Genomic DNA, 22,408 nt, shown 5'->3' with positions numbered 1-22,408 from the left:
TTCGTCCCTTTTTTCTTAACAGTAGTATAACAGAGAGATAACATAGAGTAATTATACCGGCCTTAGTTTTTTGCCAAATAAAATTATGAAAGCACACTTTATGAAATACTTACTTACCATTCTACTTTTTCTATTGATGAGCGCACAGGGTTTAGCCCAAAGAGGCACTGTCACGGGTGTAGTCGTTGATAAAGAGACGGGCGAAGAGCTGATTGGAGCCAATGTTTTTATCCGATCCATCTCGCAAGGAGCGGCCACCGATATCTCCGGAAGATATAACCTCCGCCTGGAACCGGGAGTCTATACCCTTGAGTTCTCCTTCATCACTTTTCAAAAACAGATTGTGGAAGACGTAGAAGTGGAAGCCGGGAAAGTCCTTCAGCTGGATATCGTGCTGGTACCGGATAATGAGGCACTGGATGAGGTGATTATATCCGCAAGAAGGCTGGATAATAATGAAGCTTCACTGTTAAGGCTGCAGCAGAAATCGCTGCCGGTTCAGGATGGCATTTCTTCGGAGGAAATGAGCCGGGCCGGTTTTAGTAATTCAGCTGAATCGATGCGGCAGGTTACCGGTGCCTCGGTTGAGGGCGGTAAATTTATCGTGATGAGAGGCCTTGGAGACCGCTACAGTATTTCGAGCATGGATGGTGTGGTGCTGCCTACTACGAACCCGTACAGAAACAGCGCGGGCCTTGACCTGATTCCGTCAAGCACGGTAGATAATATTGTAGTCAAAAAGACTTTTTCTCCCGATTTACCGGGTAATTTTTCAGGAGGTGCTGTTGATGTGACTACTAAATCGTTGCCCGACCGGCTCTATTTTAAACTAAGCAGTACTGTCAGCTATAATGATCAGACGACCTTTAACAATAATTTTATGGGCGATCCGATTAAAAACAGTTTGAGTCGTTTGGGCTATGATGACGGGTCAAGGGCAAGGGAGAGCCTGTGGTCGGACAGTGATTACCTGAAAAAACTCAACAACTATATTATTCAGATTCAGAATAACATGCTTTCTCCGTCTGAGATTGAATCGTTTAACAGCACCATGCGGTCCTTTTCAAACCGGGCATTCACAGTGAGTAATGAGACCCCGGGATTAAATCACAGCCTGAATGTGATGGTTGGGAACCGGTATGCATTGGGGAGCGGCAACCTTGGTTTTAATCTGGGTGTGAACTATTCGAAGTCATTTGTTCAGTACGATGAAAGGGAGATTAATAATTTTACGGCCCGGATACCTGAAGAGGGCGCAAGCCGGATGCAGGCTTTTCAGCTGAATAGCGGCTCGGAAAGCAGCGATCAGGTGGACAGCGGGTTGATGGGGGCTGTTACCTATCAGCCGGGTTCCAATCATGAATTTACTTATACCTCCATTTATAACAACAGTGCATCGGAATCGGTGTTGGATATGAGGGACGGTTACTACCCGGGAGCTCTTTCTTCGGGAACGTATAATAACCGGGTCATCTCTTTTGTGCAGCGGGAGTTGTTTAACAACCAGCTGAAAGGCCGGCATCACTTTGATGGTTTTGATGTTAAATGGTCGGCAAATTACATCGAGTCATCACAGTATGAACCGGATACAAGGTTTATCGGTGCACCGGTGGATAACAGCGGACAATACTTTTTTGTGAGAGAGGTGCCGCTTCCATTTCACTTTTTCAGAGATTTGGATGATACCCAGTACAATCTAAAACTAGATGGAGAGACTAACATCTCAAGATGGTTTAAACTTAAAACCGGCGCATTTTATACCCGTAAAGACCGGGATTTTAATGAATTTCGTTACCAGTTAGAGAATAACGGAACCGATCCTGATTTTGACGGTTTCATCAGCTTCAGGGAAGCTTCGGGGAATTATGAAGGGTATTTCTCGCCGGAAAATACGGGCGTGATCGGCAATGACGGGAATGGAAATAATCTGCTTGGCATCACGTACAGGGATCAAACCCGCCCGCAAAACAGCTATACGGGTTTTGAGCAGGTATCAGCATTTTACCTGATGGGGATATTTGATTTCACGGATAATTTTAAAGCCTTCGCCGGGGCCAGGGTAGAAAAAACGGATTTCAACGTGCAGTCGTCGGCTGTCAACGCCCAAAAGGGGGAGATCGATGTGACGGATGTACTGCCATCTTTGAACGTGATCTACTCACTGAATGAAAAGACGAATATAAGGTTAAGTGCAAGCCAAACGCTGGCAAGGCCGAACATCCGCGAGTTGGCTCCTTTTGCTTCTTTTGACTTGCTGGGCGGTTTTCCAATAGTCGGAAACCCTGAAATCACCCGCACAAATGTTACGAATCTGGATTTTCGGTACGAAATCTTTCCAAAATCCACAGAGCTGGTTGCCATCAGTGCTTTTTATAAAGACTTCAAAAACCCAATTGTAATGGAACTGGACGTGGCTTCTGATCAGCCGCAATATCAGTATATAAATACCAACAGCGGAAGATTGTTTGGTGTAGAGCTCGAGTTTCGCAAAGGACTGGGATTCATAAGTTCGCGGTTTGACAACTTTAAGTTTTCAACCAATTTCACCTATATCAATTCAAGAGTTGATCTCAGTGATAATGAGCTGGAGACCAGAAGAAGGCTGGATCCTTCCATTAAAGCATTCCGGTCATTTCCTTCTCAATCGCCTTATATCGTTAACTTTATGCTGAACTATGAAAATCAAGAAACCGGATGGGATGGTAATATTTATGCAAATGTATTCGGACCGCGCCTCACGGCCAACGGTGCGGGGGCTGCCCCGGATATTTTTGAGATGTACGGTAAGCTGGATGGAAACGGGCAGCTGCAATCAGAAAGGCCCGTGCCGGATTTAAATATCAAAGTGCGCAAAACCTTTGTAAATGGATTGTCGGCGGCATTATCAGTGAGCAATATCCTGGACTTCAGCATCATTCAATACCAGGAAGATAATGGAGAGTATTTTATAAACAGTGCATTGAATCCGGGAAGAACCGTCAGTTTGTCTTTTACCTATGATCTGAATTAACCTAAGTTCCTTGAAAGTAATACCTTCAGCAGATCCAACATAAGCTTGGAAACAGGCAAAAACTACTGAGAAGTCTTGTTCTCGTTGCGCGGGCTCTGCTCCGCAATACCCTATGGAGGCTCCGCCTCAAACTATACTAAATTACCGCTATATCTACCTTTGCGCTAGGGCCGGGGGAATATCGAATATTGAACATTCCATTCAGTAATTGCCATAATAAGGCCACAGAGAGGTGAAAAAAGGGATGATTGCTTGCAGATGAGCTTTTGTTTCAAGCAACTCCTGATAATATACGAACAGACCACCCGGCTGACCAAATCTATTTTATATTCGTTGATTTTTAGAAATCAATATATAACTAATAGAAACCTATAGAACAATAACACTGATTGAAGTGTTCTTAATAAGACTTCCGAAAAGACTGTATGCCGAGAAAATACGCCTGGAAATAAGCAAAATTGTTCTTTCAAGCGGATGTTCAAAAGAGAACGCAGATTTAATAACTGCTGTTGTGGAAATGAATCAAAGATTTTATTAAATGATCACAAATTTCATAAAATATTCACTGATTTTGATTAAGTACCACAGGTCATTTAATTAATAAAATAGACGGAGTATTGAATTAATGGAGTATAGATTTTTAGGCAATTCAGGATTAAAAGTATCGGCGTTATCATTTGGATCGTGGGTTACATTTGGAGAGCAGGTGGATACCGATCTGGCTTACGAGTCTATGAAAACGGCTTATGATGCCGGGGTGAATTTCTTTGATAATGCGGAGGCTTATGAATCCGGGCAGTCGGAAATTATCATGGGAAAGGTTATCAAGAAAGCCGGATGGAAGAGATCGGATTTGGTGCTCTCAACAAAGATTTTCTGGGGAGGGGAAGGCCCGAATGATCAGGGGCTTTCATTCAAGCACATTAAAGAAGGAACTGAAGCCGCTTTACAACGACTTCAAACAGAGTATGTGGATTTGATTTTCTGTCACCGCCCCGACCTGCATACCCCAATAGAGGAAACGGTTTGGGCAATGAACCAAATGATTAGCGAAGGGAAGGCTTTGTATTGGGGAACCAGCGAGTGGAGTGCAGAGCAAATTCGCAAAGCCTATGAATTTGCACGTCGGGAACATTTGCGTCCGCCGCTAATGGAACAGCCTGAGTACAATATGTTTAAGCGGGAAAAAGTGGAAGCTGAGTTTGCCCCTTTGTATGAAGACATTGGATTGGGGACAACCATCTGGAGCCCGCTTGCCAGTGGCTTATTGACCGGCAAGTACAACGAAGGCATCCCGGAAGGATCGCGCCTGGATCTGGAAAAATACAGCTGGCTTCGAAAGAAATTACTTGAAACCGAACGGGGTCGCCAAAAGCTGGAAAAGGTAAAGCAACTGGCACCTGTAGCTCAGGATCTGGGGATTTCAATGCCACAGCTGGCCCTCGCCTGGTGCCTGAAGAATCCCAATGTGAGTACGGTAATAACAGGAGCATCCAAGGTGAGTCAAGTGGAGCAAAACATGAAAACCATGGACGTCATCGATAAGGTGGATGATGAGGTAATGGAAACCATAGAAAGTATCCTTGATAACAAGCCAAAGGCTCAGCCGGATTTCAGGAATTGATTTTTAACCTAAAATGGAAGGTCGTCATCTAAGTCCATTTCCTGATTGCCTTCCATGGTTAATCCCGGCGCGCTGGGCGGTGCCTCTGCGGCACCTTCGCCTTGTTCAATTTTCCAGGCCTTTACATCGGTGTACCAATTACCTTTAAATTCGCGGCTCTGAATATCAATGTATGCGGTTATTTCATCTCCTTCATTTACCGCGTGCTGATCAATATTATCACCCCACTGGGTAATACAAACTTGCTTAGGGTATTTTCCTTTGGTCTCAAGAATGAAGTCCCGTTTTCTCCACGGCCCGTTTTTCCCTTCACCTGATTGCTCTTCTAAAATTTTAGTGACTTTCCCGTTGATCTGAAGATCCATGACAGTTGATTGATTTCTGTTGCTGAATAATTTTATAAGAATAGAATATAGGGATAGCTTTGCCGAACTTCGAGTTCATAAATTTCTAATGTTCGTTTTTGGGGCGTATAAAAATTAACACTTCAATTGATATTACAAATTACAATTGTTTGGCAGAAGGCTTATCTTTGAACTTCATATAACATGAAGATGAAAACAGGCTTAATTGTAATTTAAACGCTGGTATTTTCCGAATATGAATTTTTTCTTCACATAATCTTCATATTCGAAAAATACATTGCCAACCAATGTGCCGGAAAATTTTTAAGAATAACTTATGAGGTTTAGTGCAATAGGTATTTCTCACTGGAAGAGTGAGGTTTCTATTCGTGAATTATTTTTTTTGGATGCCCATCGCAGGGAACTGTTGGAGTTCCACACTAAAGATATACCCGGTGGAATTTTAATGATGGATACCTGTAACAGAACCGAGCTATATGCTTTTTGTGATCCAGACGTACTCATATCTGCGCTTTGTAAGTCTACAAATACGGAACGTAAGTTTTTTCGTAAGCACGGATATGTTTATACCGAGGACGAGGCCTATGATCATTTATATAGGGTAGGAACGGGATTAGATTCTCAGGTACTTGGAGATGTTCAGATCGTACAGCAGCTAAAACAGGCCTATAAGAAGGCGAAGGGAAAAGGGCTCTCCGGCGAATTTCATCAATTGATACAATCCGTTTTCCGAGCACACAAACGGAGCCGTACCGAAACCAATTTTGGTAAAGGTACGGCTTCCGTCGGGTTCGCAGCTACACAACTTGCCCTCGAGCATTTTAAAGATCTGAGCAAAATCCGGATCTTGCTTATAGGTGCCGGAAAAATGGGTAAGGTTTCTGCCAAGAATTTGATCTCAAACGGTGCTGAGCATATCTCTGTGGTGAACCGAACCATAGATCGCGCCAAACAACTCGCTTCTTCTTTTGATATCAAGGCACATGCATTTTCTGATTTGGATGAGGAAATCAAAAAAGCTGATTTGGTTATTACGGCAACCGGGGCAAAGAATCCCATTTTGCATACGGAACATTTTGAAGGAGTAGATCATCATCAGCTTGTGCTGGATCTCAGTGTTCCCCGAAATGTAGATCCAAAAGTGGCTAAAATCGAAAAAATATCTCTGATAGATATGGATTCGATCCATGAAGCGAATGAAAAAGCAATTAAAGAGCGAGAAAAAGCAATTCCGGAAATAAAAGCAATCATTGACGAAGAAAAGAGTGATTTCATTAAGCACGTAAAACGTTCGAGGTATTTACTCCCAAGGATTAAAGAAATTGAGCATCGTTTCAACGACATCACTGATTCAGAACTGTCGCGAGTGAAGAATAAGATGGATCAGGAGTCCTATTCACAAATGGAAGAGGTGACTCGTCGTATCAAGAAGAAGATTATTGCCATTCATATTGACCGAATGGACCGGGAATTTGAAAAGGCACAAGATGAAGCTTAGAATAGGAACCCGGAAAAGTAAGCTGGCACTATGGCAAGCTGAGAAAGTAGCTGAAGAACTAAAAAGCCATGAGGTGGAAACCGAACTGGTTGAAATTGAATCTTTTGGGGATAAAGAACAAGATATTCCTATCCACAAGCTGGGTGATAAAGGGGTTTTTACCAAAGCATTGGATGAAGCCTTGTTGTCGGAAGAAATTGATCTGGCGGTTCATTCTTTGAAGGATGTTCCCACTGTTTTACCGGATGGCCTTGAATTGGCGGCGGTACTCGAACGGGGCAATCCGGCTGATGTATTGGTAAGACCTGTTTCGGGAAAAGACTCCCTCCATAAAGTGATAGCGACGGGGAGTATCCGCAGAACGGCTTTTTGGAAAAATCGTTTTCCGGGCGATCAGGTTGTGGGGTTAAGGGGGAATGTACCTACCCGGCTTCAAAAAGTAGATTCCAACAACTGGCACGGGGCTATTTTTGCCTATGCCGGATTAGAACGAATTGGCTATGAAGATCGAATTTCCAATGTGCTCGACTGGATGATACCGGCACCTTCTCAGGGTGCGGTTGGCATCATGAGCCGGAAAAATTCAGATCACCGGGAGTTATTGGCGAAAATAAATCATACCAACACCCGCCTTTGTGTGGATATAGAGCGCGCATTTCTGAATGAGCTGGATGCAGGATGTTCTTCTCCGCTGGGTGCCTATGCAAATATTAAAAATGATATGCTTTATTTTATAGGCGCAGTGCTTTCTCCGGATGGGGCTCAACGTTTGGACATCGAAAGAGAAATCCCGGTGGATGCGGCAAATCCCGGGAAGGGTAATGAGTGGGCAAAAGTACTGAAAAAAGAAGGAGCAGCAGGTTTGTTAACCCATCGAAGTCATGATGAGTAATATCAAAGTGCCCCGGATTTTATTTACCACACAGCTTTCAAAAAAGAAATTAGCAGCCCTGAATTCAGGTTCTTTTACCGTCGAAACCCGGCCGTTTATAGGCTTCGAATATGTGATACCTGCCGTTTGGAGACGGCAAATTCCTGATAAAACAGATGCCTGGATTTTCACCAGTAAAAAAGCTGTGAAAGCCCTAAAGCCGGTAGTCAGGGAGCTGGAAATTCCGCCGTATATTTTTGCAGTCGGTTCCAAAACCGGTGAAAAGCTGGAAAAACTTGGGTTAAAAGTCACCATACCTGATGAATTCAATACAGCCTCCCTTGCTGAGAAAATGCAGAGATTGGAACTTAAGGACGTAGTTCATTTTTGTGGTAACCTGAAAGCCGTTGACTTAGACAAGCTCCTGGGAGACGAAACAAGACTTACTTCCGTGGAAGTGTACCGGACCAAATTGAAGACACATAAAGTGAACACAGGTCAATATGACGGTATTGTATTTATGAGTCCGAGCGCCATAGATTCTTTTATGAAAGAAAACAGTATCGACAGTAAGACGGTGGTTTTTTGCATTGGCCCCACAACGGAAGAAGCGGCACAGGAAGCCGGAATAGAAAATTGCATCACCCCGGAGTATTCAACCCTGGATTCCCTGATGGAATCCATCCAAGAGTTTTATTTGTAAGAAAAGAAAGATAGTAAGACCAGTGAGGGCTTATCATAATACGCCCCATTAGTTAGGTTCAGTATAAGTTTAACTTTTAATTTACATCATGTCATTCCCCGAACTTAAAAACAGATTGTTACTCGATACGCTGGAAGGCAAGGAAACGGAACGTCCGCCCGTATGGATGATGCGTCAGGCCGGACGATACCTTCCGGAGTATATGGAAATCAAAAAGAAGTACAGTTTTTTTGAGCGGGTAAAAACCCCGGAGTTGGCTTGTGAAATCACCATTCAGCCCATCGATATTGTGGGAACTGATGCGGCAATTTTATTTTCCGATATTTTAGTTCTGATTGAATGCCTGGATATTGAAGTGCAGCTGAAGCCGGGTTTTGGCCCTTATCTTCCTGACCCAATCCGAAGCGTGGAGCAAGTAAAAAATCTGAATGTCATTCCTGCCAAAGAGCAATTGAGCTATGTTTATGATGCGCTCACTTTAACCCGGAAAACATTAGACGGCCGCGTACCGCTTATTGGTTTTGCCGGGGCTCCCTGGACCTTGTTTTGCTATCTGGTAGAAGGACAGGGTTCAAAAACTTTTTCGACAGCTAAGTCATTTTTGTTTTCTCAGCCTGATGCGGCCCGGAAATTACTGGAAGTGATGACAGAGCAGACCATTCAGTATTTACATCATCAGGTGAAAGCCGGAGCTCAGGTATTGCAAGTGTTTGAATCCTGGGCAGCAGCATTAGGCCCGGATGATTTCAGGAAACTGGCCCTTCCTCATTTAAAACGAATTGCTTCGGAAGATTATGGCGTACCGCTGATTATGTTTTGTAAGGATGCCGAATGGAGTTATCCATTGTTTGCCGACACCAATGTAACCGGTTTTGGCATTGGCTGGGGATGCACCCCCGAACATGCCCGGCAATTTGCCGGCGATAAGGTGGTTCAGGGAAATTTCGATCCTTCTAAATTGTTAATGAGTCCCGGCCAAATTGAAACCGAAGCCAAAGAAATGATGCGCAGATTTGGAAAAGGAAATTATATCGCCAATTTAGGCCACGGTATTTTACCGAATGTACCCGTAGAAAACGCCAAAACATTCGTAGATACCGTAAAGAATTTTAGATATTAATGAATATACATCTGCTCGATGAGCCGATAATTGGTTCCAACGCAGAGCGTAGGAACCGGATGTTATTGTAGGGGGGGGGAATCGCATTCGCCCTGATTAGGAAAAAAGCCCCTTCTTAAGGGAATAAAAAAATTAATGGTCATCCTGAGGATACTTCCGAAGGATCTACACAATTATGAATCGCAATATAGATTTGAAGGTGTTTCGCTATCGCTCAAGATGACAACCTTTGTAATATGAATGATCAATTAAAATCCATAAAACTCCAATTCAGCCAATACGTCTCAGATGTTCAGCAACACATCTGTGATGAACTGGAAGCGGTTGAGGGAACCCAGCAATTCTTGATCGAGGATTGGGATCGGGAAGGGTTTGGCGGCGGAAGTACCCGCATTATAGCTGATGGGGAGGTAATCGAAAAAGGCGGTGTGAATGTATCAGCTGTTGGAGGACCGCTTCCGGAGGCTATGCAGAAGAAGTTTGAGGTACCTGAATCCGAGTTTTTTGCCACGGGTGTTTCCCTGGTGATTCATCCCCGAAATCCTTTTGCCCCCACCGTTCACGCCAATTACCGTTATTTTGAATTGTTTGATAAAGAAACCGGTGAGTTGAAAGATCAATGGTTTGGCGGCGGAGCAGATTTAACGCCTTATTATCTTTTTCCTGAAGATGCGAAGCACTTTCATAAAGTGCATAAAGAAGCTTGTGACCGATTTGATCCGGAATATTATCCCACATTTAAAGCGGAATGCGATGCGTATTTCTACAATCATCACCGGGAAGAAGCGCGCGGAATCGGCGGGTTATTTTTTGATTATCAGCGACCGAATGAGAATCGCACTGCTGAATATTTTTTTAAGTTTGCCAAAACGTGTGGATTTGCCTTTACCGATGCTTATATCCCGATTCTGAAAAAAAGAAAAGATATTGAGTATACGGAAGAACACCGCAAGTGGCAGGAAATACGCCGCGGCCGATATGTAGAATTTAATTTGATTCACGATCGTGGTACCTTATTTGGGTTGAAGACCAAAGGGCGGATAGAATCCATTTTAATGAGCCTGCCCCCGCAAGTCCGGTGGGTATACGACCATCAACCCGAGCCCGGTAGTCCCGAAGCCAAATTGGTGGAACACCTAAAGCCAATTGATTGGATTAATTACTAAGTTTCTTAACAGTCATCCTGAGGATACTTCCGAAGGATCTTCTCATATTCAGATTTGTGAAGATTCTTCGCTTTCGCTCAGAATGACACCTTAAAAGTGATATTGAAATGAAATACCCCAACAACCGTTTACGACGAAATCGCCGCACCCCGGCCATTCGTGAGATGGTGCAGGAAAACCGCTTGCATCCATCTGATTTCATTGCTCCGATTTTCATTATGGAGGGAGAAAATCAGAAAGAGGAAATTTCCAGCATGCCGGGTTATTACCGGTATTCGTTAGATACCCTTGGTTCAGAGTTGGAGGAGCTGATTGAAGTTGGAATTAAATCGGTATTGTTGTTTGTGAAAGTACCGGATTCCAAAAAGGACAATAAAGGTAAAGAGGCATTAAACGAAATGGGACTCATGCAGCGTTCCGTTCGGTTCATGAAAGAAAATTATCCTGATTTATGGGTGATGACGGATGTAGCTATGGACCCGTATTCTTCCTACGGGCATGATGGAATTGTGGAAGGGGATGAAATTGTGAACGATCCATCGGTGAAGGTACTTGCTAAGATGGCGGTAAGTCATGCCAAGGCAGGAGCCGATATGGTGGCTCCCTCTGACATGATGGACGGCCGAATCGGAGCCATGCGAACGGCTTTGGATGAAGCCGGTTATGAAAACACCGGAATTATGGCGTACAGTGCAAAATATGCTTCTTCTTTTTATGGCCCGTTTCGGGATGCCTTGGATTCAGCTCCCGGATTTGGAGATAAAAAAACCTATCAAATGAACCCCGCCAATGTTGATGAAGCACTTCGCGAGGTAGAGTTGGATATCGAAGAAGGGGCAGATATTGTGATGGTGAAACCCGGGATGCCATACCTGGATGTGGTGCGGGCCGTCAAACAGAATTTCAATATTCCGGTCTCAGTATATAATGTGTCCGGAGAGTATGCAATGATCAAAGCTGCAGCGGAAAAAGGCTGGCTGAATGAGGAAGAGGTGATGATGGAGTCGTTGTTGGCCTTCAAGCGTGCCGGCGCAGATTTGATCGCGACCTATTTTGCCAAGCAAGCCGCGAAGTTGATCAAAGATCAATGATTTCAGTAGCGCAGGGGCGAATCGCATTCGCCCAAAGCTAGTTCCAACGCAGAGCGTAGAAATCAAGATAAAGATCTGGTACAAGCGAGACGCTTGCACCAGTTTATGGCATTGGAGTCGGTAAATTCAATTATGAATATCCCGGCATACCGTAGAGATGCAATGCATCGCGTCTCTACGGTATGCCGATTGAAAATGGACAAATAAATAAAATGAATTACAAAAACAGCAAAGACCTATACAAACGAGCATCAAAGGTAATACCCGGCGGGGTGAATTCTCCTGTACGTGCCTTTAATAGTGTGGGAGGTACCCCGATTTTTATTACCAAAGCTAACGGTGCTTATTTGTGGGATGAAGACGGTAATAAATACATCGACTACATTAGTTCCTGGGGGCCGATGCTTTTGGGCCATGCTGACCCGGATGTGGTTAATGCGGTTCAGCAAACGGCGGAGCATTCTACCTCATTTGGAGCTCCAACCCGTCTTGAAGTAGAGATGGCAGAGTTGATTACCTCTTCAGTACCCGGTGTAGATAAAGTGCGCATGGTGAACTCGGGAACGGAAGCCACGATGAGTGCCATAAGGGTAGCCCGGGGTTATACCGGTAAAAATAAGTTCATCAAGTTTAAAGGAAATTATCACGGCCACGGAGACTCCTTCCTGATTGAAGCCGGAAGCGGTGCCTTGACGATGGGGCAACCGAGCAGCCCGGGGGTAACCGAGGGCACCGCCAAAGACACGTTGAATGCCGAGTACAACAATCTGGATTCGGTGAAGAAGCTTGTGGAAGCCAATAAAGATGATATAGCAGCCATCATCCTGGAACCCATTGCGGGAAATATGGGATGTATTCCGCCCAAAAAAGGATTTTTAAAAGGTCTTCGTGATTTATGTGATGAACATGAAATTGTTTTGATCTTTGATGAGGTTATGACCGGTTTCCGGGTAGATTTCAAAGGCGCCCAAAAAATCTATGGCGTTACGGCTGACATGGTAACCTACGGGAAGATTATCGGAGCGGGATTACCTGTGGGTGCCTATGGCGGAAAAGAAGAAATCATGGATTATGTGGCTCCGACAGGCCCGGTATATCAGGCAGGGACCTTATCCGGAAATCCGTTGGCGATGGCAGCCGGGATTACATTGTTGAAAAAGCTGAAAGAAAATCCGGAGATTTATGAGGAATTAGAGCAGAAGGCTTTAGTACTGGCTAATGGTATTGCGCAAATTCTGGAATCAAATAAGATCACATACACCATAAACCGCGTAGGTTCCATGGTTGGAGTGTTTTATTGTGAAGGTCCGGTGGAAACATTTGATGATGCCAATCGCACCGACAAAGAATTATTTGGTAAGATTTTTCATGGCATGCTGAAGCGTGGGGTTCATCTTCCTCCGTCTCCATTTGAGGCATTTTTCTTGAGTAATGCACTTACTCCCGAAGATATCAGTAATACACTGGCGGCTTTTGAAGAAACCATCGCAGAGATTACCGGTAATTCATGATTTGTTGAAGATGTAAGATTACCTGAATCTCATAAAAGCGGGCAAGATAAAGGCACGCAGGTTTCTGCTAACAAATCATCCAAATAAGTTCCCGGTTCAAATGCCCGGGATTTCCAATCCGGATATAAGCGATCCAGTAATTCTGCTTGTGCCCATCCGCTGTAATAAAACATCGTTTCACTGAATTGAAGGTCACTTTGGAGCTGGAGCAGTTCCTGTTTTAGATGACTTTCGGCATCCTGATAATGATTAAAATCTTCGTCTGCTTCCATTTCAGGAAGAGAAGAATATAGTTTTTGATTGGAAGCCAACTTCCAGCTTTTCAACTCGGCGTATTTAGCAAGGCCCTCAAGCCACTCCCGCTCAGTTTCATAATTGACAAGTTTAGAGCTTAGCCGGTTTTGTCTTTCGCCTCTCATGCTTAGCCATTCCCGAACAATTTCTTTTGTTTGTTCAGGTTGTTTGGTTTGCAGAGCTTTGGCCAATAGCTGTCTTTCCTTTAGCCAGGCTTCCCGGAAATCAATATCTTCCCAGGGATAGGAATCATGAAGAGCGGTTATTGTCTCCGCTGATTTAACACGTTCATAGGATTGATGTGCCTGGAATGCATGAAATGATTCGTGCAAAATTCCGGCGATATGCCAGTCGCTGTTGAACCGATTAATGAACAAACTGTAAGGCATTATGGGCTCCAGGAAACCGGGCAGGTCCTCTTTAATCATTTTCACTAAGCTGATTCGAGTCCAATCTTTAGTCGTCATGCTTGCGACAAAGTCATCTCCAATTTTAACTATAAAGGCTTGCGGTGTTTTGCCATTTTCGGGCAACGGCTGACGATGATAGTTAATGATTTCGGAAACTTGCTCCCATTCTTCCCCTTCAGGTTTTGTATATGGTACCCGCGCCCAGCCCGGTGCCGGATTTTCGATTCCGATCAAAAAAGCATAGGCTTCATTATAAACCAAGATAGGTGTTTTATGATCTCCCCACCCCGGCCAGATTTCATTCCCAAGACTATTTTTAAGATGTGTTATCTCCGTGATCCGGTGTTGTTCATCAACGCTAAGCCGGTCTATAATGAAAGACTCATCAGGGAGCTTGAGATTCATCAGGGCAATGATCGAAAAGACAATTCCCATTATTAGAAAAGCAAAGAGCGTAATGATTTTCAATTTCGAAACACAACCACGTTTTGAACTTGACATAAGTACCTCCTATTCTAAGGAATTGATAAGAATAAGGAAGTACTTTTATGTGAATTATTAATGAAAACAAGGTCGGATCAACTGCTAAGATTTGTTTCCCCTTTAATCTTGTCAAATTCCTCATCATTTGGCTCCCAAAGCTCAATTTTGATTCCGTTAGGATCCATAATCCAGCCGAATTTCCCGTATTCAAAGACTTCCATTTCACCGATTATATCAACTCCTTCTTCGTTCAGCGTTTTTAAGAGTTCTTCGAGATTCTCAACCCGGTAATTAATCATGAAGTCCTTTTTACTGGGATGGGTGTATTCGGTTTTATGGTCAAAGATACTCCAGGCGGTGAATCCCTTTTTATCCGGGTTTTCAGCGTGTCGCCATTCAAAGGTTCCGCCATACTGTCCGTTTTCTATACCAAGATGCTTCTTATACCATGCTTTTGATTTCTCAGGATCTTCACTTTTAAAAAAGATCCCACCAAGTCCTGTTACTCGTTTTTTCATAATTCCGGATTAGATTTAATTGTTCAAGTTATTCGGATGTGAATTTTCCGGTTAATCAATTGTAATAAGCAATAATCTACTCAGATTACACAACTGAGTTCACATAATATTCATTAAATATGGGTTATATAAAGGTGTCAATTAAAGACTAATACTAAATCACTCACCATTATGTCTGCACAAAAATTTGACCTGTCTACTCATGACATCAAAGTTAAAAATATACTTAGAAATCCTGCCCCGGCTACGTTTTACGAAGAGGCTATCAAATACGATAAAGGGTCTGCAATTACCAGGGAAGGGGCACTGGTTGTCCGTTCAGGAAAAAGGACCGGAAGAAGTCCGGCCGATAAGCGCGTGGTGGATACCCCCGAAAACCATGATGATATTTGGTGGAGTAATGTAAATATTTCACTGGATGAGAAAACATTTGATATCAATCATCAACGGGCTACGGATTATTTGAATACCTGTAAACGGCTGTATGTGATCGATGGGTTTGCCGGATGGGACCCTGAATATCGATTGAAAGTTCGAATTATAGCCGAGCGCCCATATCACGGACTATTCATGCATAATATGTTAATTCGTCCGACCAAGGAAGAATTGGCTGATTTTGGCGAGCCCGATTTTGTGGTGTACAACGCCGGGAAATTCCCTGCCAATAGATACACTCAGGGCATGACTTCCGACGCCAGTGTAGATGTTAATTTTAAGAAAAAAGAAATGGTCATTCTGGGGACGGAATATGCCGGCGAGATGAAGAAAGGTATTTTTACCGTTATGCATTACCTGATGCCCAAAAAAAATGTGCTTTCCATGCACTGTTCTGCGAATGAAGGAAACAGCGATGATGATGTAGCATTGTTCTTTGGTTTATCCGGGACCGGTAAAACAACACTATCTGCCGATAGCAACCGAAAGCTGATTGGTGATGATGAGCACTGTTGGAGTGACCGGGGCATATTTAATATTGAAGGAGGTTGCTATGCAAAAACCATCAATCTTTCAGAAGAAAATGAGCCTGAAATCTTCAACGCCATAAAATTTGGCACCGTCCTCGAAAATGTGGGTTATGATAAAGAAACCCGGGAAGTGGATTACAAAGATGTTTCCATCACCCAAAACACCAGGGCTTCTTACCCCATTGAGTATATCTCAAATGCGAAGATCCCGTGCGTATCCGGGCATCCGAAGAACATCATATTTTTAACCTATGATGCCTTTGGTGTACTGCCACCGGTAAGTAAACTTACTCCTGAGCAGGCGATGTACCATTTCATAAGCGGTTATACGGCAAAAGTTGCGGGAACCGAAGTGGGGGTAACTGAACCTGAAGCAACATTTTCAGCATGTTTTGGAGCGGCCTTCCTGGTTTGGCCACCGGCTAAATATGCGGAAATGCTGGCTGAGAAAATGCGTACCCATGGATCAAGTGCCTGGCTGGTGAATACCGGTTTAACGGGAGGGCCGTATGGCAAAGGAAGCCGTATGAACCTTAAAAGTACCCGGGCGATCATTGATGCAATTCATGCAGGTAAATTGGACGATGTGGATAGTGTACCGGATGAAGTATTCGGATTCGAAATTCCCACAGAGTGCCCGAATGTACCGGCTGAAATTCTGTTACCACGGAATACCTGGGATGACCCCTACGAATACGATAAACAGGCTGAAAAACTTGGCAAGCTCTTTGAAAAGAACTTCGAAAAGTATAAAGCAGACAGTAGTGAAGACATAATTAACGCCGGCCCTAAGGTGGGAGTTGAAGCCTAAATAAACGCATCGGGCTGTTCACTAAAGTTCGAGAAGTTGGGAAAATAAAATAATCCGCCGGTTTACCCGTGTGACCGGCGGTTTTTATTTTGATCCGTAAAAATTACTGAATCAGCTTAAGCGAACGGGCCTTCTTGACGGCCATACTTCTTCTGCTCACATTTAGTTTTTTATAGATACTGGAAATGTGTTTTTTTACCGTATTGACGGAAATGAACAACTTGTCTGCAATCTCCTGATCGGAATGCCCTTTACCCAGTTGATCAAGTACATCGAGTTCCCGCATACTTAGGCCTAATGACTCTGCGGCCTGCTCATTAATTTTGAATGGCCTTTGGTCAGCTTTTTGAGATGAAGCTGAAATGAGCTTTTTCCCCACCCAAAACCCTAATCCAGCAATCAAGATCGCAAGAATGCCAATATAGATTCCGGTTGGCAACAGATTGACGGTATAATAAATTTCGATACCTTTTAGAATCAGGGCGGCAAGGCCGAGTGCAGCGCCAAAAATCCAAATTGAATTACGCATTTAGTTCTTGTTTTTTTTTCTTTTTGCAAGATAAGAACCTGCAGGTAATCGGGGGATTAAAAAAACCTCATTTCATTCAGTCAAAAAACTCCGGATACACAAGTAGAACCGGACATATAAATGTTCTAAAGCAGTTCTTTTGGATTCAACCCTTTTAAATCATCTCTGACAAAATTACGCCCTTCTCTTACAAGTTCCCCGTCCAGGTAGACATCTGCACCAATACATACCAAGTCCCAGTGAATGTTACTTGAATTTCCATTGGGAGCTACTTCATAATCCTTGCCTAATGTAAGGTGATTGGAACCGTAGATTTTCTCATCAAACAAGATATCATACATAGGGTTTTCGATGACCGGGTTAAGTCCAAAACTGAACTCACCAAACCGGCGGGCACCTTCATCTGTATCCAGAATGTCTTTCAAAGCTTCGTTGTTAGATGAATCAAAATCAACTACCACACCTTTTTCAACTTCCAGTTTTACATATTCAAAAGGTTTTCCTTGATATACGGAAGGAGCGTAAGAAATTACACCGTTTACTGAATCCAATACAGGAGAGGTAAATAATTCACCGTCAGGAATGTTGCGCTTTCCAAAGCAGGGCACCCAGTTTTGTCCTTTCACGGAAAACTTGATATCCGTTCCTTCGCCTTTTAAGTGGATTTCATCAGTAGCCCGTAATCTTTTTTCAAGGGGCTTCATGGCCTCTTCCAAACGGCCATAATCTACCAGACAAGCTTTGTAATAAAACTCAGTAAAGGCACGGGTCGGCATCTTGGCATTCATGGCAAAAGCTGCAGAAGGGTACCGCATGATGCACCAATTGGTGTTATTAACACGCTCTTCAAAATGTACCGGATGTAAAAAATGCTCAGAATAGGCTTTGTTGGCTTCTTTACCGGCCTGGGAGTTTTCGTAGATATTTTGCGAGGCTCGGATCCCGATAAAAGCGTCCATCTGCTTCATGAGGGGAAGCTGATCTACATTTGCCTGATTTTTCCAGAATTCTTCATTTCCGCTTTCCACTAAAATTCGCTGAGTTTCAGCATCTTCTATTTTGATAAAGGGGTGGGCGTCTTTTTCTCTTATTTGTTCAACCAATGCACGAAGTAAATCGATGCCATTGAGTCCAATCAGCTGGACCATCACATTTTGGCCTTTTTGAACTTCAGTGCTGTGTTCCAGGATGAGACTTGCCAGTTGTTGATCGTGTTCTGAAATCATAGGGAAATTGGGAATTAAAAGTTTTGAATTATGAACTATCAGAATAGAAGTTAAGATTCTGAATCAATAGGTAACATAGTGATAAAGTGAGGAGTGATGAAGTAGGTTGCTATACTATTTTACTAAGTTTTTCTTGATGGTTAATGATAAACAAGATTGTATAGATCAAATCAGATAGTAATTAAAACACACTTCATCACTCCTCACTCCATCAACTCAATTTGATGACATTATGGCAAAGTGTAATTTCATCGGGATTATTGGAGGCAAGCAGGACTAACTTCCCTGCCTCGGTTGCATTTTTCACAATTTGGGAAACCAGTGCTTGACCTTTTTCATCGAGGTTAGAACCCGGTTCATCAAGCATAAGAATGTGTGAGTCCCGGACTAAAGCGGCAGCCAGCTTAGAACGTTGCTGCTGTCCGGTTGAAAGGCTGCCATAGAGCTGATCAGCAAGATGCGGAATTTGAACTTGTTCAAGCAATTCCAGTAATTTATGTTCATCAGCAGAAAAACCACCGGCTTCAACCAGGAAACGCAAGTTTTCGAGCACAGAAAGCTCCGAGTATAAATTTATATAGGGGGCTGCGAATCCCAAATGGGCTTTTACCTGTTTTTGGTTCATTAAATGTTCATCATTTTCCCAGATAATAGAACCGGAGGTTGATCGTAACAGATGGGCAAGGCATTTAAGCAGGGTAGATTTCCCGCTCCCGTTTGCTCCTGAAATCCCGAGCACTCCATTTTTATGCTCAAAATTGAGCCCGGAAAAAATGGTATGGCGGTTGAATTTTTTTGTAAGATTGTTAACCCGGAGTGAAATCATGCCCTAAAGGTACCAAGTTTATGATTAATAAGAATCCATTTAAAATTCATAAAATTTGAAAACATTAATAGAATTACTAAATCCTTAATTGTATTGCGACTCGGTAGGCTTTATTTTCAGTTAAATTCTAAATTAAGATATGCATCAATCGGTAGAAAATATTATTGATAAACTGGTAGGCGCGGTTAAATCCGATAAGCCCTATTATGTTTTAAAGGACTTTCTTACAGCCGGCTTCCCATCGTTTATCGTAGAGAGAATTCGAATAGAAGTAAACGAAAAGCTTAAAAAAGAGTTTGTACTTGAAGAAACGGAATGGGCAAATATTGATCAGCCTTTAGTTGAGGATGCCTGGAAAGATTTTCAGCAAGCATTATTTGCGAATTCGAGAATCCCTAAAGACAAGTTTTATGAAGTAGCCGGACAGGTGGTCACGGATATTATTAAAGTATATCTGGAACCCCGTCAGCACATGGCTGAATATATTTATAAAGGGAAGGATGAGCTGGGGTATGAGGAACTGGTTCAAAGAACTGAAAAACTTACTGTTTACAAACATTTTGGGCGTGCTATCCCGCTTTACATGCAAAAACGGAAGCTGAAAACATTAGAGAAAAAGCGATGTAAGCTGTTAATTCACAATCTGGATGCAAACTTAGTGGCATCCTACACAGCCAAAGATTGGGCCAAGGTGCTGGAATTGCTTTTCACCTTGTTTGGCGGAAAAATTGATGCAAAACTCATTCAACTTTTCTTTGAAGATAAAGGCCTGTACCTGACGGCTAAAGCTTTTAATGAATTGGATGAGCAAATCACTAAAGAACGCTTCATCGAAATCTTATCGTATCCGGATTTACTGGATATAAAACTGCAGGAAAAATTCCGGGATCAATTCCGGGAAGAGTTAATTGCTCAAAAGAACCGATTTGATCATCCTGATGAAGAGGAAGTAGAACAGATTGATGAAAAAGAACAAAGGCTGTTGGACAGCTTTTTTGGAGATTATAATGAGAATGACCCTCAGATGACAGATGAAGAGTCGTTTAATGCACTTTTTAAATCGGAGCAAAAAGATAAGACCATTTTTGAGGAGTTTGAGGAAGCTCCCGATGCTGAAGAGATTTCCAAATCACTGAAAGCCGGAGAGCAAACCGATGAGATAAAGAAGTTTCGAAAAAACCTGGTGACGGTTCTCGATCAGGCAGCTCATTCTTTCCAGAATCTGTCGAAAGAGGAGCAGGAAGAAAAAGAAGAGAAAAAGCCTTCAAAAAAGACAAAATCATCAGGATCTAAAAAAGCTTCACCCAAAAAAAAGGAGCCGGAAGAAGCAGTTGATGATTTGAATACCATGATGGATGAAGCTGCCGATGAAAGTATGATTGCGGATGATTCCGGGGAAGGAGAGGAAGAACCCATGTGGCAGCAATTTCTGAGACCGGATCAAATGGATGTACTCATGGGAAAGGGGGGAAAAAAAGCTTCGGATAAAGAGGAATTAAGTGATGATGATACGTTAGTGGATGAAGCAGATCCGGAGTCGGAAAAAGGGGAGGGCCCGGAGCTGAAGAGCTTCATGCTCGGAAAGGAAAAAGTGTTTGTGAAAAACATTTTTAAGGGAAAGAAAAAGAAATACGAGCAGGCTCTTGAGGAAATTCAGGAATTGGAGAACTGGGATGAGGCATCCGATTATCTTGAAAAGAACGTATTTTCACCGAATAAAGTAGATATGTTTTCTGAAGTTGCAGTTGACTTTACTGATAAACTGCAGTCTTATTTTGATGAATTTAAATCCTAAATAAAAATTATTTCATGGCATCCAATCCAAAAGTAGAACGACTCCAAAAATTAAGAGAAGAAGCACTTAAAGGCGGGGGAAAAGCCCGAATTGAAAAACAACACGAAAAGGGCAAATTAACCGCGCGAGAACGCATCGACCTGTTGTTGGACAAAGATTCTTTTGAGGAAATTGATAAGTTTGTAACACATCGCAGTACGGCTTTTGGCTTGGATAAACAGCAATTTTTAGGAGATGGGGTTGTGACCGGGATGGGTAAAATCCACGGCCGGCCTGTTTATGTCTTCAGCCAGGATTTTACAGTGTTTGGCGGTTCCCTTTCTGAAACACATGCGGAGAAAATCTGCAAGGTGATGGATTTAGCACTTAAAAACGGTGTACCCATTATTGGGCTAAATGATTCCGGCGGAGCTCGTATTCAGGAAGGCGTGTCTTCCCTGGGGGGCTATGCAGAAGTTTTTTGGAGAAACAGCATGGCTTCCGGGGTTGTTCCTCAAATTTCAGCGGTGATGGGGCCCTGTGCCGGCGGAGCTGTTTACAGTCCTGCCCTTACCGATTTTATTTTTATGGTTGAAAATACCAGCTACATGTTTGTAACCGGCCCGAATGTGGTGAAGACCGTTACGCATGAAGAAGTGACTTCCGAAGAATTAGGGGGCGCTTCAACACACAGCACAAAATCGGGTGTCTCTCATTTTTCAAGTGCCAATGACGCGGTTTGCCTGAATGACATTCGTGAATTGATGAAGTACGTTCCCCAAAATTGCGAGGAAAAAGTACCGATGGTGGAATCCAAAGAACCGGATTCAGCCAAGGCTAAAGCACTTGAGGATTTGGTGCCTTTAAATCCGAACAAACCCTATGATATCCATGATGTGATTGGGGGAGTTATGGATAAAGACTCGTTCTACGAAGTACACAAAGACTATGCGGATAACATCGTAGTGGGCTTTGCCAGGCTGGGCGGAAGAAGCGTGGGCGTGGTAGCCAATCAGCCTCTGTCACTGGCGGGCGTATTGGATATTGATGCTTCCCTGAAAGGTGCGCGCTTTGTACGTTTTTGTGATGCATTTAATATTCCACTGGTTGTTTTTGAAGACGTACCCGGATTTTTGCCCGGTACCGATCAGGAATGGAACGGTATCATTAAACACGGAGCGAAGCTGCTGTATGCTTTTTGCGAAGCTACCGTCCCTAAGATGACGGTTATCACACGGAAAGCCTACGGAGGAGCCTACGACGTAATGAACTCCAAACACATCCGTGCTGACTATAACGTGGCCTGGCCAACAGCAGAGATTGCCGTAATGGGAACCAAAGGAGCAGTAGAAATTATTTTCCGCAAAGAAATTGCTAAAGCTGACGACCCCGAAGCCAAGCAAAAAGAGCTGGAAGATGAGTACAGCGAAAACTTTGCGCATCCATATCTTGCAGCCGGACGCGGATTCATCGATGATGTGATCCTGCCATCCGAAACCCGCGAGAAACTAATCAAACAGATGGAAGTTTTACAAAATAAAGTAGATGCCGTACCGAAGAAAAAGCACGACAACCTGCCGCTCTGATTGAGAGTTGAAAGTAAGGGCGTATCG

At 43.2% G+C, this 22,408-nt stretch carries 18 protein-coding genes; 12 read left to right on the top strand and 6 right to left on the bottom strand.

Annotated elements, in window-relative coordinates; translation table 11 throughout:
- Positions 1–100 precede the first annotated feature (100 nt).
- Positions 101–3,010 carry a TonB-dependent receptor gene (locus HUJ22_RS13935; protein WP_290878307.1) on the top strand — a complete coding sequence of 970 codons (2,910 nt, stop codon included), beginning with the start codon at positions 101–103 and terminating at the stop codon, positions 3,008–3,010.
- A gap of 625 nt (positions 3,011–3,635) precedes the next feature.
- On the top strand, positions 3,636–4,634 hold the full coding sequence (locus HUJ22_RS13930; protein WP_290878306.1) for an aldo/keto reductase: 999 nt from the start codon (positions 3,636–3,638) through the stop codon (positions 4,632–4,634).
- 8 nt (positions 4,635–4,642) lie between these two features.
- Here HUJ22_RS13930 and HUJ22_RS13925 read toward each other — a convergent pair whose 3' ends face one another.
- The gene (locus tag HUJ22_RS13925; protein ID WP_290878305.1) at positions 4,643–4,999 is read right to left on the bottom strand and encodes a DUF3127 domain-containing protein; all 357 of its coding nucleotides are present in this window, start codon (positions 4,997–4,999) and stop codon (positions 4,643–4,645) included.
- A 316-nt stretch (positions 5,000–5,315) separates the two neighbouring features.
- Between HUJ22_RS13925 and hemA the strand changes: the two genes are divergently transcribed.
- From hemA to hemL, 7 genes are all read left to right on the top strand, one after another.
- Positions 5,316–6,497 (top strand): glutamyl-tRNA reductase, encoded by a 1,182-nt coding sequence (hemA, locus tag HUJ22_RS13920; RefSeq protein ID WP_290878304.1) that lies wholly within the window; start codon positions 5,316–5,318, stop codon positions 6,495–6,497.
- Positions 6,487–7,389 carry a hydroxymethylbilane synthase gene (gene hemC, locus HUJ22_RS13915; protein WP_290878303.1) on the top strand — a complete coding sequence of 301 codons (903 nt, stop codon included), beginning with the start codon at positions 6,487–6,489 and terminating at the stop codon, positions 7,387–7,389. Before hemA ends, hemC begins: the two co-directional genes overlap by 11 nt.
- On the top strand, positions 7,379–8,071 hold the full coding sequence (locus HUJ22_RS13910; RefSeq protein ID WP_290878302.1) for a uroporphyrinogen-III synthase: 693 nt from the start codon (positions 7,379–7,381) through the stop codon (positions 8,069–8,071). The genes hemC and HUJ22_RS13910 overlap by 11 nt, the downstream gene beginning before the upstream one ends.
- Positions 8,072–8,159: 88 nt before the next feature.
- Entirely contained in the window at positions 8,160–9,191 is a 1,032-nt protein-coding gene (gene hemE, locus HUJ22_RS13905) for a uroporphyrinogen decarboxylase (RefSeq protein WP_290878301.1), read from the top strand.
- A gap of 236 nt (positions 9,192–9,427) precedes the next feature.
- The gene (hemF, locus tag HUJ22_RS13900; protein WP_290878300.1) at positions 9,428–10,357 is read left to right on the top strand and encodes an oxygen-dependent coproporphyrinogen oxidase; all 930 of its coding nucleotides are present in this window, start codon (positions 9,428–9,430) and stop codon (positions 10,355–10,357) included.
- 107 nt (positions 10,358–10,464) lie between these two features.
- Positions 10,465–11,448, top strand: coding sequence for a porphobilinogen synthase (gene hemB / locus HUJ22_RS13895; protein ID WP_290878299.1), 984 nt, complete (start codon positions 10,465–10,467; stop codon positions 11,446–11,448).
- A 212-nt stretch (positions 11,449–11,660) separates the two neighbouring features.
- The gene (gene hemL, locus HUJ22_RS13890; RefSeq protein ID WP_290878298.1) at positions 11,661–12,959 is read left to right on the top strand and encodes a glutamate-1-semialdehyde 2,1-aminomutase; all 1,299 of its coding nucleotides are present in this window, start codon (positions 11,661–11,663) and stop codon (positions 12,957–12,959) included.
- Positions 12,960–12,988: 29 nt separating this feature from the next.
- On the opposite strand, the gene HUJ22_RS13885 is transcribed toward hemL, so the two are convergent.
- Both HUJ22_RS13885 and HUJ22_RS13880 read right to left on the bottom strand, forming a co-directional pair.
- On the bottom strand, positions 12,989–14,164 hold the full coding sequence (locus HUJ22_RS13885; RefSeq protein ID WP_290878297.1) for a hypothetical protein: 1,176 nt from the start codon (positions 14,162–14,164) through the stop codon (positions 12,989–12,991).
- 77 nt (positions 14,165–14,241) lie between these two features.
- On the bottom strand, positions 14,242–14,664 hold the full coding sequence (locus HUJ22_RS13880; RefSeq protein ID WP_290878296.1) for a VOC family protein: 423 nt from the start codon (positions 14,662–14,664) through the stop codon (positions 14,242–14,244).
- Between the two features lie 171 nt (positions 14,665–14,835).
- On the opposite strand from HUJ22_RS13880, the gene pckA reads away from it, so the two are divergent.
- Positions 14,836–16,440 carry a phosphoenolpyruvate carboxykinase (ATP) gene (pckA, locus tag HUJ22_RS13875; protein ID WP_290878295.1) on the top strand — a complete coding sequence of 535 codons (1,605 nt, stop codon included), beginning with the start codon at positions 14,836–14,838 and terminating at the stop codon, positions 16,438–16,440.
- Positions 16,441–16,543: 103 nt separating this feature from the next.
- On the opposite strand, the gene HUJ22_RS13870 is transcribed toward pckA, so the two are convergent.
- The 3 genes from HUJ22_RS13870 to HUJ22_RS13860 all read right to left on the bottom strand — a co-directional run bounded on the left by HUJ22_RS13870 (position 16,544) and on the right by HUJ22_RS13860 (position 19,021).
- The gene (locus HUJ22_RS13870) at positions 16,544–16,969 is read right to left on the bottom strand and encodes a response regulator transcription factor (RefSeq protein ID WP_290878294.1); all 426 of its coding nucleotides are present in this window, start codon (positions 16,967–16,969) and stop codon (positions 16,544–16,546) included.
- 125 nt (positions 16,970–17,094) lie between these two features.
- Positions 17,095–18,195, bottom strand: a complete 1,101-nt coding sequence (locus tag HUJ22_RS13865) for an aminopeptidase (protein ID WP_290878293.1) — start codon at positions 18,193–18,195, stop codon at positions 17,095–17,097.
- A 211-nt stretch (positions 18,196–18,406) separates the two neighbouring features.
- Positions 18,407–19,021: an ABC transporter ATP-binding protein gene (locus HUJ22_RS13860; protein ID WP_290878292.1), complete on the bottom strand. Its 615-nt coding sequence runs from the start codon at positions 19,019–19,021 to the stop codon at positions 18,407–18,409.
- Positions 19,022–19,160: 139 nt separating this feature from the next.
- On the opposite strand from HUJ22_RS13860, the gene HUJ22_RS13855 reads away from it, so the two are divergent.
- Positions 19,161–20,816, top strand: coding sequence for a hypothetical protein (locus tag HUJ22_RS13855; RefSeq protein ID WP_290878291.1), 1,656 nt, complete (start codon positions 19,161–19,163; stop codon positions 20,814–20,816).
- A gap of 14 nt (positions 20,817–20,830) precedes the next feature.
- A complete protein-coding gene (locus HUJ22_RS13850; RefSeq protein ID WP_290878290.1) occupies positions 20,831–22,381 on the top strand; it encodes an acyl-CoA carboxylase subunit beta in 1,551 nt (516 codons plus the stop codon).
- Positions 22,382–22,408 lie beyond the last annotated feature (27 nt).

Origin of the sequence: Gracilimonas sp. (genome assembly GCF_014762685.1) — a bacterium.
GTDB lineage: Bacteria > Bacteroidota > Rhodothermia > Balneolales > Balneolaceae > Gracilimonas.
This window is presented reverse-complemented; position numbering and strand designations above follow the sequence as displayed.